Raw genomic sequence first — 17,806 nt, 5'->3', positions numbered from 1 at the left:
GCGTCAGCCGTCGCTTTCCGGGTCGTCGTCGCCTTCGGTGCTGGCGGCGTAGTTCCGACGCAGTTCGCGAATGTGTTTCTCGGGACCGACGACGAGCACCTGGTCGCCCTTTCTGACTTCCGAGTCGGCGGTGACCACCCGCGACTCGCCTTCCCGCGTCAGCGCGATGGGCCGCACTTCGGCCGGCAGGTCGAGCCCGTCCAGCCGGCCGGCCTGGTCCTCGCCCACACTCAGGGCGAAAAAGCGCAGGCCGCCGCGCAGGACGCCTGAAAGGCCCGCGGTCTCGATTCCCTGGACCATGTCCGAGAGACGCTGCGAGATCGTGGCGTCGAGGAAGATCGGGCTTTCAAGCCCGAGCTCGGTCACGATCGGTTCGAACTCGATGTCGCGGATGGAGGTGACGACCCGCCCGAAGCCCAGGCTCCGCCCCACCAGCGAGGCGATGATGTTGTCCTGGTCGTCCTCGGTAAGGCAGAAGAGGTAGTCGGTGTTCCTCGGCCCGACCTCCTTCAGGATCGACGGACGGCTGCCGTCGCCGATGACGAAGCTGCAATCGATGGTTTCGCCCAGCGTCTCGACGCGGGCTTCGTCCTTCTCGACAATGACCACGTCATGGCCGTGTTCGATGAACTGTTCGGCCGCGGCTACGGTAAGAGAGCCGGCGCCGATGATGACGATCCTCATGTACGGTACCTCCTGCCGATCCAGGTGCCGGGGAAAAGCAGCACGATCAGGGCGATGGTTTCGACGCGCCCCATCAGCATCCCGGCGCAAAGCGTCGCCTTCAGGACGGCGGGCATCTCCGGACCCGTCAGGCCGCTGCTCAGACCCACGGTCCCGACAGCCGAAGCGACTTCGAAGATCGATGGAAGGGCCGGCTGGTCGTGGGCGAGGAAGACAATGACCGACGCGAAGGCGACGCCGAAATAGGCCAGCGCGATGGCCGCGGCGGACTCGATTTCCCGGTCCTGCAGCTTTCGGCCGCCGATGCGGGCGGAAACATAGGCGGATGCCGATACGGAGCAGCGCAGCACAAGCAGATGAAGGAAGTGGAGCAGGATCAGCAGACGCAGCAGCTTGATCCCGCCGGCCGTCGAGCCGAGACCGCCGCCGACCAGCATTGCTCCGATCAGCACGCCGACGCTGGCGTTGTCCAATTCGGCGAAATCGGCGACGGCGAAGCCGGCCGTGCTCTGGGCCGAGATGGCGGCGAGCGCTGCGATCTCCAGGCTGCGGAGCGGCGCCGCCGGGTTGGCGGCCCACTGGAAGGCGAACAGGGCCGCCGCCACCATCAGGACCATGATGATGAGCGCCCTGAGCTGCGCGTCGCGCAGCACCGTCCGCCAGCGCCTCATGCTGGCGCTGTAGTAGAGGAAGAACGGTATGGCGCCGGCCAGACAGAGGACGCTGACGGCGGCCCGCGCACCGGCGGGCAGGGCGCCCAGGCCCTGATCGTAGCTGGAGAAGCCGCCGGTGGAGATGGCGGCAAGCCCGTGCAGCACTGCGTCGCCCGGGCTCAGTCCCGTGGCCAGCAGCAGCGCAATGCCGGCGAGCGTGACGGCGGCGTAGACCGCAAGGACCCGGCGCGCATGGGCGCGCATGCCGCCCACGACGTCATCGACTTCCGCCTTCTCGAAGCCGAGATGGCGTGTCGCCGTGCCGGGTTCCAGCAGAAAGGCGACGGAGAGCACGACGACGCCGAGGCCGCCGACCCATTGCAGCCAGGCGCGCGCGAAATGGAAGGGGAAGGGCAGGGACTCGACGTTTGCCACGACGCTCAGCCCCGTGGTGGTGACACCCGAAATCACTTCGAAGACGGCGTCGGAGTAGGAGAGGCCGTAGGTCGTCAGCGGCAGGGCCAGGGCGAAGGGGGGCAGCGCGAAGGTCAGGGCCGAGATCACCAGCGCCTCGTTGCGCTGCAGATGGCTGCTGGCCGGCAGGCGTGCCGCCGGCAGGGCCAGCGCCAGGATGGCACCGATCACGCCGGCGTACCAGGCGGCTGTCTCCCAGCGACCCAGGGCGAGCGACACCAGCAGAGGCACGGCGGTCAGCGCCGCGACGACGGCGACGATCTGTCCGAGATATTTCGCCACCACCGCGAATCGGACGGCGAAGTGGGCAGGCTGCAATCTGCTGGGTACGAACATGCCGCCCTTCCGGCGTCGGAAGCCGCCCTCGGGCGGCGCTGCCGCTCAGTTGCGGATCAGAAGTTCCGCCGGCTCCTCCAGCATCTGCCTGACGCTGTTCATGAACCGTGCGCCGTCCGCACCGTCGTTGACCCGGTGGTCGAACCCCAGGCAGACGGGCAGGATCAGCGCGGCGCGGGTCTCCGCGTTTTCGATGTCGCCTTCGATCAACGGCTCGAGGCGCGCCCGCGCGGCGCCGAAAATGCCCACCTGCGGCGGGTTGATGATCGGCGTGAAGCCCGAACCGCCCAGTGCGCCGACATTGGTCAGCGTGAAGGTTCCGCCCGAAAGTGTCTCCCGCGCCGGCCGCTTTTCGCGGAGTTCGGCGGCCAGTTCGCCCAGTTCCAGCGCCAGGTCGAGCACGCTCTTGCGGTCGGCGTCGCGGATCACCGGTACGATCAGGCCGCGCGGCGTGTCGATGGCGACCCCCATGTTGATCGTCTCCAGATAGACAATCTCCTCGGCCTCGGCATCCAGGCGGGCGTTGAAGCGGGGGTGCTGGCGCAGGGCCACGCCCAGCGCCTTCATCAGGAAGGGGGTGAGCGTCAGCTTGCCGCCCTCGGCCTCGACGCTGACGGCATGCTCGCGCCGCACCCGCTCCAGCGCGGTGATGTCGATCCGTTCGTGGTGGGTGACGTGGGGAATCTCGGACCAGGCCTGGCTCATGCGCCGGGCGGTGGCGCGGCGGATGGACCGGAGGGGCTCGCGCCGCTCCTCGACAGGTCCGCCGGCGTCCTGCGGCCTTTCCGTCTTCCTTTCGCGGCCCCCTTCGGCTTCTTCGTCTGTTTCGCCGGCGGCGGCGCGCACATCGCGCTTCAGCACGCGGCCGTCCTCGCCGCTGCCTTCGATCGACTTCAGGTCGACATCCAGTTCCCGGGCGAGATTGCGGACCGCCGGCGTGGCCCTGGCCGGACGTTCGCCGCTGTCGCCGCCTTCGCTGCGGCCACCCTTTCCGGCGGCCCTGGCGGTTTCCTCGTCCTTCGCCTTGCCGGCGCCGGTGGCGCGGCCTTCGCTTTCCTCTTCGTCATCGCCGGCGTCTGCCTCTGCCTCGGCGTCTCCGGCGGTCGCCTCGTCATCCTCTGCCTCTTCCTTCGCTTCCCCGTCGCTGTCGTCTTCCTGATCGTCCGCCGCTTCGTCGTCATCGTCACTGTCATCGGCGGCGACTTCGGCCTCGTCGCCCGTCTCGATGGTCATCAGCACGTCGCCGACTTCGACGGTGTCGCCTTCCGCGACCCGGATCTCGGCGATCTCGCCGCCGACAGGGGAGGGGATTTCGACCGCGGCCTTGTCGGTTTCGGCGACCAGCACGTCATCGCCCTCACTCACCGTGTCGCCCTCGCTGACGAGCAGTTCGACGATCTCGGCCTCGTGGATGCCCTCGCCGGGATCCTGCAGCTTGAATTCGAATGCCATGACGGCGTCTCCCTGGCGGATGATCAGAAGTCGAGCGTGCGGCGGCAGGCGTCGAGAATGCGGTCTGCGTCCGGCAGGTAGAGCTGTTCACGCGCGAAATAGGGCATGTGGACGTCCGGGCCGGCGACACGGGCGACCGGCGCTTCCAGCGACAGGAAACAGCCCTCGTTGACCCGCGCGACGATCTCGCCGGCCGGGCCGTAGCTCAGCGGCGCCTCGTGGACCACGACGCAGCGTCCCGTTCGCGCGACCGAGTCGACGACCGTCTCGTAGTCCAGCGGCGAGAGCGTGAGCAGGTCGATCACGTCGGCCTCGATGCCGTCTTCCGACAGCCGTTCCGCCGCCTCCATCGCGCGCGGTAGCATTGCCCCGTAGGCAACGACTGTCAGGTCGCTGCCCTCGCGCGCGGTACGGGCGCGTCCGATTTCCATGACTTCCTCGTCGTCCGGGACTTCCTCGCGGAAGGCGCGGTAGCTCGCCTTGGGCTCGAAGAACACCACCGGATCCGGGTCGCGGATCGCCGCGAGCAGCAGCGCGCGCGCGTTCCGCGGGCCCGACGGGATGACCAGTTTCATGCCCGGCATGTGGGTGTAGAAGACCTCGCGGCTCTCCGAATGGTGTTCCAGCGCGCGGACGCCGCCGCCATAGGGCATACGCACCGTCATCGGCACGCTGAAGCGGCCCTGGCTGCGCCAGCGCATGCGGGAGGCGTGGGATTCGAGCTGGTGGAAACCGAGATAGGCGAAGCCTGAGAACTGCATTTCCGGCACCGGCTTCATGCCGTTCATGGCCATGCCGATGGAGAATCCGAGAATGCCGGACTCCGCCAGCGGCGTGTCCATCACCCGGTCCTCGCCATATTCCTCGATCAGATCCCTGGTGACACGGAAGATCCCGCCGTCGACGCCGACGTCCTCGCCCAGCACCAGCACGGTCTCGTCGCGCGCCATCTCCTGGTGCAGCGCCAGGTTGATGGCCTCGACCATGGTGAGTTCAGCCATCGTCCTTCTCCCCGTCGCCTTCCGCCTCGTCTTCTCCGTTCTCTTCGTCCTCCGAGTCCTCGCCGGCATGAACTTCCTGCGGCGCCCGTTCGGCCATCGCCTTGCGCTGGCGTTCCAGTTCCGGCGTGGGCTCGGCGTAGATGTGGGCGAACATGGGGTCGCTGCCTTCCAGTTCCTCGATCCGCGCTTCCGCGCGTTTCCAGGCGTCGGCGATCTCGTCCTCGATCTCCTTCTCCATCTTCTCCAGCTTGCCGTCGTCCAGCGCGTCGCGGTCGCGCAGGTAGTCGCCCAGCCGGTCCAGCGGATCGCGATCGCGCCAGGCCTCGACCTCGTCGTCCTCGCGGTAGCGGGTGGGGTCGTCCGCGGTGGTGTGCATCTCGATGCGGTAGGTGACGCATTCGATCATGCCGGGCTGACCGTCCTCGCGCGCGCGCTTCACCGCGTCGCGGGCGGCGGTGTAGACGGCGAACAGGTCGTTGCCGTCCACCTGGACCGCCGGCAGGCCGTTGGCCACCGCCTTCTGCGCCAGGGTTTTCGAAGCGGTCTGTTTCTCGCGGGAGACGGAGATGGCGTACTGGTTGTTCTGGCAGACGAACACGACCGGCGCACCGTAGACGGCGGCGAAGTTCAGGGCCTCGTGGAAGTCGCCCTGGGAGGTGGCGCCGTCGCCGAAATAGGTCATGGCGATGGCGTCCTCGCCGCGCAGCCGGCCGGCATGGGCAATGCCCGCGGCCTGCAGCATCTGGGTGCCGACGGGCACCGCGTTGGGCAGGTCGCGCGCGTCGTCGGGAATGCTGATCCCCTCATTGTAGCCGGCGTCGAAGACCAGGATGTCGGCCGGGTCGAGACCCCGCCAGAAGCCCGCCGCCGTCTCGCGGTAGGAGGGGACGAACCAGTCGTCCTTGCGCAGGGTGGAGATGGTGCCGATCTGCGAGGCTTCCTGTCCGACGACCGGCGCGAAGGTGCCGATCCGCCCCGAGCGTTGCAGCTTCAGGCGGCGCTCGTCGAAGCGCCGCGCCTTCAGCATGGTGCGGTAGCCCTTCAGCACGACCTCGGGACCGAGATCGGGCATCAGGTCGTCGTCGATGTCGCCGTTCTCGTCCAGGACCGAAATGAACGGGATCTCGTCCCCGTAGTCCACGGGTTCGCGGGTCATGTGCCTGTTCTTTCTTGTTCTTTCGGGTGCACATGTGCCTGGCGGCACTGTCGATGACTTGGGAGCGGGCGACAGCCATATCAACCGCGGACCCTTGCCGGCAGGGGAAGCCCGCCCGCTTGAAATGGCCACGCCGCCTGCGCACGTCTGTAACAGGCGCGCACCACCGACGCGCCGTGCAGACCCAGGAACAGGAACAGGCCGAAGGCGTCATGCTCGGAACCGTCAGAAAGAAGCTGCTCACCAGGCCCCTGTTCAAATGGGCCAAAGGCGTGCTGCCCGGCATGTCCGCGACCGAACGCGAGGCGCTCGACGCCGGCGACGTCTGGTGGGACGCGGCGCTGTTCTCCGGCGATCCCGATTGGAAGACGCTTCAGAATGTGCCGAAACCGGAGCTGAGCGCCGAGGAGCGCGCCTTTATCGACGGCCCCGTCGACGAGCTCTGCGCCATGATCGACGACTGGCGCATTTCCTGGGAAGACGGCGATCTGCCCGACGAGGTCTGGCGCTTCATGAAGGAGAAGGGCTTCTTCGGCATGATCATTCCGAAGGCTTATGGCGGCCTCGAGTTCTCCGCCTGGGCCCAGTCGGAGGTCGTCCGCCGCATCTCCACGCGCAGCGCCGACGCCGCCGTCACCGTCATGGTGCCCAATTCGCTCGGTCCCGGCGAACTGCTGATGGAGTTCGGCACCGACGAACAGCGCGATTACTGGCTGCCCCGCCTGGCCGATGGCCGCGAAGTACCCTGCTTCGGCCTGACCAGTCCCGAGGCCGGCTCCGACGCCGCCTCGATGGAGGATACGGGGGTTGTCTGCCGCGGGCGTTTCCAGGGCGAGGAAGTGCTCGGCATCCGCCTGAACTGGCACAAGCGCTACATCACGCTCGGCCCCGTCGCGACGGTGCTCGGCCTCGCCTTCAAGCTGAAGGATCCGGACGGACTGCTGGGCGGCGCGATGGATCTCGGCATTACCGTCGCCCTGGTGCCCACCGATCTGGACGGCGTCGAGATCGGCCGGCGTCACCTGCCGTCGCACCAGATGTTCCAGAACGGTCCCAACAAGGGCCACGACGTCTTCATCCCCATCGACCACATCATCGGCGGCGCCGACAACGCGGGGAAGGGCTGGCAGATGCTGATGAGCGCGCTGGCCGCCGGACGCGGCATCTCCCTGCCGTCGCTTTCCGCCGCCGGCGCCGCGTTCTGCGCCCGCACCACCGGCGCCTACGCCCGTATCCGCGAGCAGTTCGGCATTCCCATCGGCCGCTTCGAAGGCGTTCAGGACCGGCTGGCGCGGCTGGCCGGCCACGCCTATCAGCTCGATGCCGCGCGCCGGCTCACCTGCGCCGGGCTCGACCAGGGCCACCAGCCCGCGGTGATCTCCGCCATCATGAAGGCGCACGCCACCTACCGCCTGCGCGAGGCGGTGGACGACGCCATGGACGTGCATGCCGGCAAGGCAGTGATCGACGGGCCGCTGAACTATCTCGGCAATCTCTATCGCGCCGTGCCTGTCGCCATCACCGTGGAAGGCGCGAACATCCTGACCCGCAACCTGATCATCTTCGGTCAGGGCGCCATCCGCTGCCATCCCTGGCTGCTGAAGGAAATGCTGGCATTGGAGCAGAACGACCGCGAGGCGGCGCTGGACGAATTCGACAAGGCCTTCTGGGGTCATGTCGGCCACAGCCTGCGGACGCTGGGCCGTGCGTGGTCGCGGAGCTGGCTCGGCCTTCGCCCGTCGCGCGCGCCCGATGCGCCGGCGACGCGCGGCCATTATCGCCGGCTCAGCCGCTACGCCGCCGCACTCGCCCTCGCGTCGGATCTGGCCCTGCTGACCATGGGCGGCGCGCTGAAGCGCAAGGAGATGATCTCCGCGCGGCTGGGCGACGTCCTGTCCGAGCTCTATCTGCTTTCGGGCGCGCTGAAGCGCTTCGAGGATGAAGGCAGCCCCGAAGCCGACCGCCCGGTTCTGGACTACTGCATGGCGAGCGGCTTTCGCACCATCGAGACGCGGCTGGACGAGGTCTTCCGCAACTTCCCGAACCGCTTCGCGGCAGGTTTCCTGCGGTTCGTCATCATGCCGCGCGGCGTCCGCGCGCATGGTCCCGACGACCGGTTGATCGGCCGCTGCGCCGCGTTGCTGCTGGAGCCCGGCGAGACTCGCGACCGCCTGACCGAGGGCGTCTATCTCGGCGCGCCGGGCGAGGACCGCGGCGTTGCCCGGCTGGAGAAGGCCTATGCCCTGGTCAACGAGGCGGCGTCGGCCGAGAAGAAGCTGCGCGAGGCGAAGGAACCCGACTGGCAGAAGGGCCAGCGCAAGGGCGTGTTGAGCGAGGAAGAGGCCGAACTGGTGCGACGCGCCCGTGAGGCGGTCGCAGCGGCCATTGCGGTAGATGACTTCGCGCCGGACGCCTTCCGCCGCAGCGGCGAAGACGCTCCCGACCGCGACCCGGCCGATCAGCCATTGCGTCTGGTCGGCGGCGCCGGCAGCGGAGGTCTGGCATGAGCGGCCGTCCCGTCTACATCGCCGATGGCGCCCGCACGCCGTTCCTGAAAGCGCGCGGCGGGCCGGGTCCGTTCTCGCCCGTCGACCTTGCCGTGCAGTGCGGGCGGCCGCTGCTGCTGCGTCAGCCCTTCGCGCCGGAGAGCTTCGACCAGGTCATTCTCGGCTGCGTCAACGTCGTCCCCGACGAGATGAACCCGGCGCGCGTCGCCGCGCTCCGGCTCGGCATGGGGGAGGCGATGACCGCCTTCACCGTGCAGATCAACTGCGGCTCGGGCATGCAATCCATCGACACGGGCTTCCGCTACATCCGGGAGGGCAAGGCCGACCTGATCCTGGCGGGTGGCGCGGAATCGCTGAGCCATGCCCCGCTCGTCTTCCGCGACGAGGCGGTGGAATGGTTCTCCGAGCTGAACCGGGCCCGGGGCCTGAGCGACACGGCCGAAGCCCTGGCCGATTTCCGCCCCGGTCATTTCAAGCCGCTGATCGGCCTGGAGAAGGGCCTGACGGACCCGATCGTCGAACTCAACATGGGCCAGACCGCCGAAGTGCTTGCCCACCTGTTCGATATATCCCGGGAAGCCGCGGACAGCTACGCCGTCCGAAGCCATCTCCGGCTGGCCCGCGCCCAGAGTGAGGGCTGGCTCGACGGCGAGGTCACGCCGGCCTTCTCGGCTGATGGCGAGGTCTTCGAGAGCGACGACGGTGTGCGGCCGGAAAGCTCGGAGGACAAGCTGGCCGGATTGAAGCCCGTGTTCGAACCGCCCTGGGGCAAGGTCACGGCCGGCAACAGCTCCCAGATCACCGATGGCGCCAGCTGGGTGGTGCTGGCGTCGGAAGAAGCCGTGAAGGCGCACGGACTGGAGCCGATCGCCGAGATCGCCGACAGCGAATGGGCGGCGCTCGACCCGTCGATCATGGGCCTGGGGCCGGTCATGAGCGCAACGCCGCTGCTGAACCGCAACGACCGCGATCTGGACGACATCGAACTCTGGGAGATCAACGAGGCCTTCGCCGCACAGGTGCTGGCGTGCGTCGCGGCCTGGGAGGACGAAACCTTCTGCCGGGACGCTTTGGGCCTGGACGAACCGATGGGCAGCCTCGACGCCGCGCGTCTCAATATCGACGGCGGTGCGATCAGCCTCGGCCATCCGGTGGGCACCAGCGGCAACCGCATCGTGCTCCACCTCGCCAACGCCATGCGGCGCGAAGGCAAGTCGCTGGGGGTGGCTACCGAGTGCATCGGCGGCGGCCAGGGCGGCGCCATGCTCATCCGGGCGGCGTGAGGAGTATCGCGATGACGGGACAGATCCTGCAGACGCTCGAGAGCCGGTTCATGACGCCGGGGCCGGAGGATGACGGCAGCGGCTTCCGGCACTGGCGCTTCGCCGTTGACGGACAGGGAATTGCCTGGGCCCGGCTCGACAAGGCCGGCTCATCGGCCAACACGCTGGACGGCGCGGTGCTGGAAGAGTTCTCCACGATCCTCGAGCGTCTGGAGGCGGATCGGCCGAAGGGGCTGGTGATCCGCTCCGCGAAGCCGGGCGGCTTCTGCGTCGGCGCCGATATCGCCCAGTTCCGGGGGATGGACGATCCCGCCCGCGTGCGCGAAGAGATCGACCGCGGCAATGCCGCGCTCGACCGTCTGGAAAAGGCGGACTTCCCGACGGTCGCGATCATTCACGGCCCCTGCCTGGGTGGGGGGCTCGAACTCGCCCTGGCCTGCGATCATCGCATCGCTATCGACGGCGCCAGCTTCGGCTTTCCCGAGGTCCTGCTGGGACTGCACCCGGGGCTGGGTGGTTCGGTCCGGCTGACGCGGCTGATCGATCCGACCGAAGCGATGACCATGATGCTGACGGGCAAGACCGCCCACACGGCGAAAGCCCGCAAGCTGGGGATCGTCGACGCCGTGACCGAGGAGCGGCACGTGGCATCCGCCGTGCGGGCGGCCGTCGGCGGCGAGATCGAGAAGCGCAGCCAGGATTTCAGGGATGCGGCGCTGAACACGCTGGCCGGACGCGAGATCGCGGCGCGCCAGATGCGGGCGAAGACGGCGAAGAAGGCCCCGCCCGAGCACTATCCTGCGCCGCACCGGCTCATCGAGATCTGGCGGCGTCACGGCGGCGACCGGGATGAAATGCGGGAGGCCGAAGCCGACTCGTTCGCGCAGTTGCTGACCGGGGAGACCGCCCGCAACCTGATCCGGGTCTTCTTCCTGCGCGAGAACCTGAAGGGACAGGCGCCGGATTCCTCGGACGTTCGACGGGTTCATGTCGTGGGCGCCGGCACCATGGGCGGCGACATCGCCGGGCTTTGCGCCATCAAGGGGCTGAGAGTGACGCTGGGCGACGTCGACAACCGGGTCATCGCCGATGCGGTGAAGCGCTGCGCGGCGATGGCGAAGGCGAAACACATGAAGCCCGCCGAAGTGCGCGCAGCGCTCGACCGGCTGATTCCCGACCCGAACGGCGATGGCGTTGCGCATGCCGAACTGGTGATCGAGGCCGGCCCGGAGAAGGCAGAGGTCAAGCAGAAGATTTATGGCGAACTGGAGCCGCGGATGAAGGCGGACGCGGTGCTCGCCACCAACACCTCGTCTCTGCCGCTGGATCAGCTTGCGAAGTCGTTGGATCGTCCGGAGCGTTTCGTCGGTATCCATTTCTTCAACCCGGTGGCGAAGATGGATCTCGTCGAAGTTGTCAGCCATGACGGCGCCGACGGCACGGCCCTGGAGCAGGCGCGAGGCTTTCTCGGCCGGATCGGCAAGCTGCCGGCGCCGGTTCGGACCGCGCCCGGCTTCCTCGTGAACCGCTGCCTGACGCCCTATCTGATGGAAGCCATCATCATGATGGACGAGGGCGTGAAACCCGAAACCATCGATCGGGCCGCCGAGCGCTTCGGTATGCCCATGGGGCCGATCGAGCTGGCCGACCAGGTCGGGCTCGACATCGCCTTGAGCGTGGCCGACGTACTGCAGGAGCGGCTGGACAGGCCGATCCCGGAAACCCCGGACTGGCTGCGCCGCAAGGTCGACGGCGGCGATCTGGGCCGGAAGTCGGGACGCGGCTTCTACGAATGGAAGGACGGCAAGGCCGACAAGGACGACGACGCGCCCGACCCCGGCGAGGGCGTGACGGACCGTCTGGTGATGCCCATGCTGGATGCCTGCGCAACCTGCCTGCGCGAGGGCGTCGTCGGCGACGAGGACGTGCTGGACGGTGCGATGATCTTCGCCACCGGGTTCGCGCCGTTCCGCGGCGGGCCGATGCACTACGCCCGGGAGCGGGGCTTCGGCGAGGTCGCCGACGCCCTGGCCGGCCTGCGCGAGAATCACGGCGACCGCTTCGCGCCGGATTCATACTGGACGGAAAGAGGCGACTGATGGCGGGCCGGCCGCAGGGCTGGTCCGACGCCGATGCGCTGGCCGAGTCCGTCATCCGGGAAACCGGCGGGCGGATCGTGCTGGCGCTGCCTCTCGGCATCGGCAAGCCGAATACCCTGGTGAATGCGATCTATCGGCGCGCGCGCGTCGACCGCTCGGTGTCGCTGACCATTTTCACCGCGCTGACGCTCCACCCGCCGGAAGGGCGCAGCGAACTGGAACGCCGTTTCATCGAGCCGGTCGCCGAGCGGCTGTTCGCAGAACACGTGTCCCTGGACTACGCCGCCGACATGCGCCGCGGCGACGTGCCGGACAACATCGAGGTGCGTGAGTTCTTCCTGGCGGCCGGCCAGTGGCTGGGCGTGCCGGCGGCACAGCAGAACCATGTTTCCGCGAACTATACCGACGTGCTCCGTTACATCCTCGATTCGGATGTGAATGTCGTCGGACAACTCGTTGCTGAAAAACAGGAAACCGACGACGGACAATTCAATCTCGGCAGCAATCCCGATATCACCCTGCCGCTGCTCCAGGCGCGCCGGGACGGGCGGGCCGCGTTCCGGTTCATCGCCGAAGTGAACGACGAAATGCCCTGGATGGGCCGTGATGCGGAGATCGACGCGGCCGAGTTCGACGACGTGCTGCGCGACGGCGAAGGCTTCGCGCTGTTCGGCATACCGAAAGGGCCGGTCAGCCTGGCGGATCATGCCGCCGGCATTCACGCGGCGAGACTGGTCCCCGATGGCGGCACGCTCCAGATCGGCATCGGCTCCATCGGCGACGCGGTGGCCAATGCGCTGATCCTGCGCCACCGCGACAACGCCCGTTTTCGGGAGATCGTTGCCCGGCTCGGTCCCGCCGACGACCGTGAGGATCTGTACCATGACGGCCCTTTCGAACAGGGCATCTATGCCGCCAGCGAGATGCTGGTCGAGGGCCTGCTCCGGCTGATCCGCGCCGGCGTGATTCGCCGGGAAGTCGACGGCTGCCTGGTGCATTCGGCCTTCTTCGTCGGTTCGCGCGCCTATCAGGCAGAACTGCGGGACCTCTCCCGCTCCGAACGCGACCTGATCGGCATGACCGATGTGGGCTTCGTCAATGGCGCCGCGACCGACCTGGAGCGCAAGCGCCGGGAGCGGCCCGGGGCGCGCTTCATCAACAAGGCGATGATGGCGACCCTGACCGGCGCGGCCGTCTCCGACGGTCTGGAGAACGGTCAGGTGGTCAGCGGCGTCGGCGGGCAGTTCGACTTCGTGCAACAGGCCTTCGCTCTGCCGGACGCCCGTTCCGTGCTCATGCTCGACGCCATGCGGCAGACGCCAAAGGGGCCGGAGAGCAATATTCTCTGGTCCTATGGCCATCAGACCGTGCCCCGGCAGATGCGCGACATCGTCGTCACCGAGTACGGTGTGGCCGACATGCGGGGGCGGACCGACGCCCGGGTGATCGGTGAGATGCTGTCGGTCGCGGACGCTCGCTTCCAGGACGATCTGGTCAGGCAGGCGAAGGCCGCGGGGAAGCTGCCGTCCGATTTCCGCCTGCCCGTCGCCTGGCGGCGGAACACGCCCGCTACGCTGGCGGAAGCGCTCGGCCCGGCGGCGGAGGCGGGGCTGTTGCCGACCTATCCGTTCGGCACCGAATACACCGAAGCCGAACAGGCGCTGCTGCCGGCGCTGGCGGAACTGAAGCGGTCGTCGGGCTCACCCGCTCGGCTGGCGGGACTGGTCTGGCGGGGGCTGCGCCGCGGCCGGCCCGACCGGGCCGCCGAAGCCGCGCTGGCCCGCATGAGCCTGTCGAAGCCCGCCGGCCTGAAGGAGCGGCTCTGGCGACATGCCATTCATGGCGCGCTTGACCGGCCGGAGCCCTCTTCGCCAGGACCGGGATAGGAGCGCACCATGGCCGAGAATCTCGCCCGCAAGCTGATTGCAGAGCATCTGCTGGAAGGCCGCATGAAACCCGGCGAGCCGATCCACCTCGCCATCGACCAGACCCTGACCCAGGACGCCACCGGTACGCTCGTCATGCTGGCGCTGGAGGCGATGGGGCTGGAGCGGGTGAAGACCGAAGTGTCCGTCCAGTATGTCGACCACAACCTGCTCCAGACCGACAACCGCAACCCGGACGATCACCTGTTCCTCGAAAGCGCCTGCCGGCGCTTCGGCGTCTGGTTCAGCCCGCCCGGCAACGGGGTCAGCCACCCGCTGCACACCCGGTACTTCTGCAAGCCGGGACGGACCCTGCTGGGGGCCGACAGCCATACGCCGGCCGCGGGCGCGATGGGCATGCTGGCGATGGGTGCGGGCGGCATCGATGTCGCCATGGCGATGGCCGGCGAACCCTTCGTCCTCGACATGCCGGAGATCTGGGGCGTCAGGCTCACCGGCGAACTGCCCGACTGGGTCAGCGCCAAGGACGTGATCCTCGAGATGCTCCGCCGCCACGGCGTCGCCGGAGGGCGCGGGCGGGTCATCGAATACCATGGCCCGGGGCTGGAAGCGCTCGGTGTCATGGACCGCCACGTCATCGCCAACATGGGCACCGAACTGGGCGCCACTTCCAGCGTCTTTCCCGCCGACGCCGCGGTCAGGGACTATCTCTCCCTTCACGGCCGGGACGGGGACCATGCGCCGTGGACCGCCGACGACGGCGCCGGCTACGACCATCACGAGGAAATCGACCTTTCGGAACTGGAGCCGCTGATCGCGAAGCCGTCGAGCCCCGGCAATGTGGTCCCCGTGCGGGATGTGGCGGGCGCGGACGTCTATCAGGCCTATATCGGATCCTCGGCCAATCCGGGATTCCGCGACTTCGCCGTCGTCGCCCAAATGATGCGCGGCCGCAACCGCCCGGCCAATGTGTCGCTGGACATCAATCCGACCAGCCGCGACGACCTGCGCGACCTGGCGGGCGAAGGCCATCTCTCGGCCCTGCTGGCGGCCGGCGCGCGGCTGCATCAGGCAGGCTGCAATGGCTGCATCGGCATGGGGCAGGCGCCGGCGACGGGGCGCAACAGCCTGCGCACCGTGCCGCGCAACTTCCCCGACCGCTCGGGCACGCCGGAGGATAGCGTCTTTCTCTGCAGTCCGGAGACGGCCGCCGCCGCGGCGCTGACCGGGCGCATTACCGATCCGCGCGAACTGGAGATGGGGCACCCGAAGATCGCTCCGCCCCGCCGGCCCGCTTTCGACTGGGAGAATTTCGCCGTGCCGCCGCGGTCCGAAGCGGCGGAGGAGACCGAACTGGTGAAGGGCCCCAATATCGCCAGCATTCCGGATTTCGAGGCCCTGCCGGATGAACTGGATCTGCAGGTGCTGCTCAAGCTGGGCGACGACATCTCCACCGACGAGATCATGCCCGCGGGCACCGACATCCTGCCCTATCGCAGCAATATCCCGAAGATCGCCGAGTTCGCCTTCCGGGTGATCGACAAGAGCTATGCAGACAGGGCCGCCGCGGCGCGGGAGGAGGGCGACGGTCACGTCATCGTCGCCGGAGGCAATTATGGCCAGGGCTCCAGCCGGGAACACGCGGCCATCGCGCCGCGCGCACTCGGGCTTCGTGCGGTCGCCGCCCGCAGCTTTGCACGCATCCACCGCCAGAATCTGATCAACTACGGCGTCGCGCCGCTGCTTCTGGACGATGCGGATGATGCCGAGGAACTGGAACAGGATGGCCGGATGACGCTGACCGGTCTGCGCGGCGCGGTGGATGACGCGGATTCGGTCACGGCGCGGACGGGACGGGGCGCGGAGATCGTGCTCCGGCTCGACCTCGGTGCGCGCGAGCGTGAGGTGCTGCTGGCCGGCGGCCTGGTCAACTGGTGGCGCGCCGGCTGAACGGGAACCCCGAGGGCTCAGTCACGCACGAGGAAGACCGAAGCCCGGGAATGGTTGGCGATCCGGCCGCCGTTCGACGACCAGAGATAGTCGCTGATATTGGGGACGTGGGTCGCCATGACCACCAGGTCGCAGCCGGTCTGCTCCAGCGCCTCCATCAGGGTATCGTCCAGGTCGATGGCGGGATCGTGGCTGGTCATCGGCTTCGATTCCGTCTTCACGCCGCGTGCACCCGCCTGTTCGTCGGCGAAGGCGGCCAATTTGCGGCCGAACTCCTCGGGATTGTGGGCGACGGCGCCCGGCGTCGCCGCCGTCACGCCGACATAGCAGATCGTCGCGCTATAGTGGTTGGCCAGATCGGCGGCAGTATTCAGCGCCTTCTCCAGCTTGTCGGCGTGATTGAGATCCACCGGAACCATGATCTTCTTGAACATCTTGCCCCTCCCTTCATGAGACGGTTACGAGTTCAAGCCCGCAGCCGCCGGGATCTTGTTTTCTCAAGTGGAAGCGGATCACGGGGATGCCGGGAATGTCAAAGAGAAATACGAGGTCTTGTCAGGCGGAGGCCGTGCATGTCCGGTTACGTCCCGCGCCCTTGGCTTCGTAGAGGGCGCGGTCGGCCCGCTTCATCGCCGCTGCCAAGGACGATTCGCCTGGCGCGTGCTGACTGACGCCCAGGCTGACGGTCAGGCGCATCGGGCGGCCGCCGAACTCGATTGCCGCCTCCTCGGTGCGCCGGCGGATCCGCTCGGCCACCGCCACGGCGCTCTCAATATCGGTTTCCGGCAGCAGCACGCCGAACTCCTCGCCGCCGAGGCGCGCCGCCACGTCTGTCGGCAGACGCAGGCTGGCGCTCACGATCTGGGCGAAACGCTGCAGCGCGACGTCGCCGCCGTCATGACCGAAGCTGTCGTTGACGCGCTTGAAGTGGTCCAGGTCGCAGATGATGAACGACAGGGGATGACCGTAGCGCGCGGCGCGTTTGACTTCGGCGGCAGCGATGGCCTCGAAATGCCGGCGGTTGGCCAGGCCGGTCAGCGTGTCGGTGCTGGCGTGGCGGCGCAGTTCGGTCTCCATCCGCTTGCGCTCGCCGATGTCGCGGGCGAAGCCGGCCAGACCGGCATAATTGCCATCCGTGTCGTCGATGCGCACGGCGCGGACTTCGACCTCGATCCGGTGGCCGTCCTTGTGGAGCGCCTGAGTCTCCATGATGCAGGGCTCGCCGGTCTCGATGGCGCGGGCCACGAACTCGGCCATGTGCTTCGCGCGGTCGAGCGGCCGCACCCGCGCCATGGGCCCGTCGAGCAGTTCTTCCGGTTTGTAGCCATAGACGTCCTCGACGGCGTCATTGACATAGCCGAGGGTCCCGTCGGGACGCATGTGGAAGACGGGGTCCGGCAGGTTCTCCAGCAGCCGCACCAGCACCGCGTTGCGGTCGGCGGCGATGCGGGCGCTTTCCTGCAACCGGATCTGGTCGGAAATGTCGTAGGACACACTGACAAACCCGCTGAGTTTGCCGGCGGAATCGCGGATAGGAGAGACACGCAACTCCACGGGGACCGTCGTGCCGTCGCCGCGGACCCGGGTTGTCTCGATGGCCTGCGGCTCCATGCTGTCCCGCAATGTCTGCTGGAACTTCTCGAACCGCTCGGCCTCGGCCTCGGGGATGAAATCCCTGTTCGACTTGCCGATCAGTTTCTTCAGCGGTGTCCTGTAGAGTTCGACGGCTTCCCGGTTGGCGTACTGAATGACGGAGTCCCGATCGACGAGGATCACCGCTTCGCCGACCTGGTCGAGCATCTCCCCCAGGTCGAGCGCGCGCGCCGCGTTCCGCCTTTCGGCGGTAACGTCGACCGCCGTGCCGACGCGGAAACGGACAGCGCCATTCTCGTCGAACAGGGTGCGGGTGGACCAGGAGAGGCAGAGTTCCGAGCCGTCGCGGGTCAGCCAGCGGCTCTCGAAACGGCGTTCGTCCGTACGTCCCACCGCTTCGAGGAACGCCTCGCGGCCGGGCTTCTGCTCCTCGGGAACCCGGAACGACCAGAGAAAACGGCCGCGTGCTTCCGAGCCTCTGAAACCGGTGATGCGCGTGAAGGCGTCGTTGACCCAGATGACGCGGCCATCCGCGTCGGCGGCGACGACGATGGCGTCGGTCGTCTCGACGATGGCCTGCAGGAAGTCGAGCCTGTCGGTCTCGTCTCCCCGGGGCCCCTGGGACGTGGTCCGTTCATCTGCGGTTGCCATCGACAATGCTCCGGTTCGCATGGCGAGACTATCAGAGTTCCGATGGCATGCCATGAATCCCCGTGCCGTACAGCGGTCGGA

At 68.0% G+C, this 17,806-nt stretch carries 12 protein-coding genes; 5 read left to right on the top strand and 7 right to left on the bottom strand.

Annotated elements, in window-relative coordinates; all coding sequences use genetic code 11:
* Positions 1 to 3 precede the first annotated feature (3 nt).
* From TEF_13475 to TEF_13455, 5 genes are all read right to left on the bottom strand, one after another.
* Positions 4 to 684 (bottom strand): hypothetical protein, encoded by a 681-nt coding sequence (locus TEF_13475; protein ID ANK81693.1) that lies wholly within the window; start codon positions 682 to 684, stop codon positions 4 to 6.
* On the bottom strand, positions 681 to 2,072 hold the full coding sequence (locus TEF_13470) for a hypothetical protein (GenBank protein ID ANK83477.1): 1,392 nt from the start codon (positions 2,070 to 2,072) through the stop codon (positions 681 to 683). Before TEF_13470 ends, TEF_13475 begins: the two co-directional genes overlap by 4 nt.
* A 120-nt stretch (positions 2,073 to 2,192) precedes the next feature.
* Positions 2,193 to 3,599 (bottom strand): hypothetical protein, encoded by a 1,407-nt coding sequence (locus TEF_13465; protein ANK81692.1) that lies wholly within the window; start codon positions 3,597 to 3,599, stop codon positions 2,193 to 2,195.
* Positions 3,600 to 3,622: 23 nt separating this feature from the next.
* The gene (locus tag TEF_13460) at positions 3,623 to 4,600 is read right to left on the bottom strand and encodes a 2-oxoisovalerate dehydrogenase (protein ID ANK81691.1); all 978 of its coding nucleotides are present in this window, start codon (positions 4,598 to 4,600) and stop codon (positions 3,623 to 3,625) included.
* Positions 4,593 to 5,756, bottom strand: coding sequence for a pyruvate dehydrogenase (acetyl-transferring) E1 component subunit alpha (locus tag TEF_13455; protein ANK81690.1), 1,164 nt, complete (start codon positions 5,754 to 5,756; stop codon positions 4,593 to 4,595). The genes TEF_13460 and TEF_13455 overlap by 8 nt, the downstream gene beginning before the upstream one ends.
* A gap of 212 nt (positions 5,757 to 5,968) precedes the next feature.
* Here TEF_13455 and fadE point away from each other — a divergent pair, with 212 nt between their 5' ends.
* Genes fadE through TEF_13430 form a run of 5 tightly spaced genes read left to right on the top strand, consistent with a single transcriptional unit; the run spans position 5,969 to position 15,481 of the window.
* A complete protein-coding gene (gene fadE, locus TEF_13450) occupies positions 5,969 to 8,263 on the top strand; it encodes an acyl-CoA dehydrogenase (protein ANK83476.1) in 2,295 nt (764 codons plus the stop codon).
* Positions 8,260 to 9,546: an acetyl-CoA acetyltransferase gene (locus TEF_13445; GenBank protein ID ANK81689.1), complete on the top strand. Its 1,287-nt coding sequence runs from the start codon at positions 8,260 to 8,262 to the stop codon at positions 9,544 to 9,546. Before fadE ends, TEF_13445 begins: the two co-directional genes overlap by 4 nt.
* Before the next feature lie 11 nt (positions 9,547 to 9,557).
* A complete protein-coding gene (locus tag TEF_13440) occupies positions 9,558 to 11,645 on the top strand; it encodes a fatty-acid oxidation protein subunit alpha (protein ID ANK81688.1) in 2,088 nt (695 codons plus the stop codon).
* The gene (locus TEF_13435; protein ANK81687.1) at positions 11,645 to 13,531 is read left to right on the top strand and encodes a hypothetical protein; all 1,887 of its coding nucleotides are present in this window, start codon (positions 11,645 to 11,647) and stop codon (positions 13,529 to 13,531) included. Before TEF_13440 ends, TEF_13435 begins: the two co-directional genes overlap by 1 nt.
* A gap of 9 nt (positions 13,532 to 13,540) precedes the next feature.
* Positions 13,541 to 15,481: an aconitate hydratase gene (locus TEF_13430; protein ANK81686.1), complete on the top strand. Its 1,941-nt coding sequence runs from the start codon at positions 13,541 to 13,543 to the stop codon at positions 15,479 to 15,481.
* 17 nt (positions 15,482 to 15,498) lie between these two features.
* Here TEF_13430 and TEF_13425 read toward each other — a convergent pair whose 3' ends face one another.
* Both TEF_13425 and TEF_13420 read right to left on the bottom strand, forming a co-directional pair.
* On the bottom strand, positions 15,499 to 15,915 hold the full coding sequence (locus TEF_13425) for a universal stress protein UspA (GenBank protein ANK81685.1): 417 nt from the start codon (positions 15,913 to 15,915) through the stop codon (positions 15,499 to 15,501).
* Positions 15,916 to 16,036: 121 nt separating this feature from the next.
* Entirely contained in the window at positions 16,037 to 17,731 is a 1,695-nt protein-coding gene (locus TEF_13420; protein ANK81684.1) for a hypothetical protein, read from the bottom strand.
* Positions 17,732 to 17,806: the final 75 nt, after the last annotated feature.

This window comes from Rhizobiales bacterium NRL2, assembly GCA_001664005.1.
In the GTDB taxonomy this organism is placed as follows: domain Bacteria; phylum Pseudomonadota; class Alphaproteobacteria; order Minwuiales; family Minwuiaceae; genus Minwuia.
This window is presented reverse-complemented; position numbering and strand designations above follow the sequence as displayed.

Excerpts from the sequence above, each read along its gene's own strand:
- TEF_13475 (ANK81693.1), bottom strand. The coding sequence starts at position 684 with ATGAGGATCGTCATCATCGGCGCCGGCTCTCTTACCGTAGCCGCGGCC.
- TEF_13465 (ANK81692.1), bottom strand. The coding sequence starts at position 3,599 with ATGGCATTCGAATTCAAGCTGCAGGATCCCGGCGAGGGCATCCACGAG.
- TEF_13460 (ANK81691.1), bottom strand. The coding sequence starts at position 4,600 with ATGGCTGAACTCACCATGGTCGAGGCCATCAACCTGGCGCTGCACCAG.
- TEF_13455 (ANK81690.1), bottom strand. The coding sequence starts at position 5,756 with ATGACCCGCGAACCCGTGGACTACGGGGACGAGATCCCGTTCATTTCG.
- fadE (ANK83476.1), top strand. The coding sequence starts at position 5,969 with ATGCTCGGAACCGTCAGAAAGAAGCTGCTCACCAGGCCCCTGTTCAAA.
- TEF_13445 (ANK81689.1), top strand. The coding sequence starts at position 8,260 with ATGAGCGGCCGTCCCGTCTACATCGCCGATGGCGCCCGCACGCCGTTC.
- TEF_13440 (ANK81688.1), top strand. The coding sequence starts at position 9,558 with ATGACGGGACAGATCCTGCAGACGCTCGAGAGCCGGTTCATGACGCCG.
- TEF_13435 (ANK81687.1), top strand. The coding sequence starts at position 11,645 with ATGGCGGGCCGGCCGCAGGGCTGGTCCGACGCCGATGCGCTGGCCGAG.
- TEF_13430 (ANK81686.1), top strand. The coding sequence starts at position 13,541 with ATGGCCGAGAATCTCGCCCGCAAGCTGATTGCAGAGCATCTGCTGGAA.
- TEF_13425 (ANK81685.1), bottom strand. The coding sequence starts at position 15,915 with ATGTTCAAGAAGATCATGGTTCCGGTGGATCTCAATCACGCCGACAAG.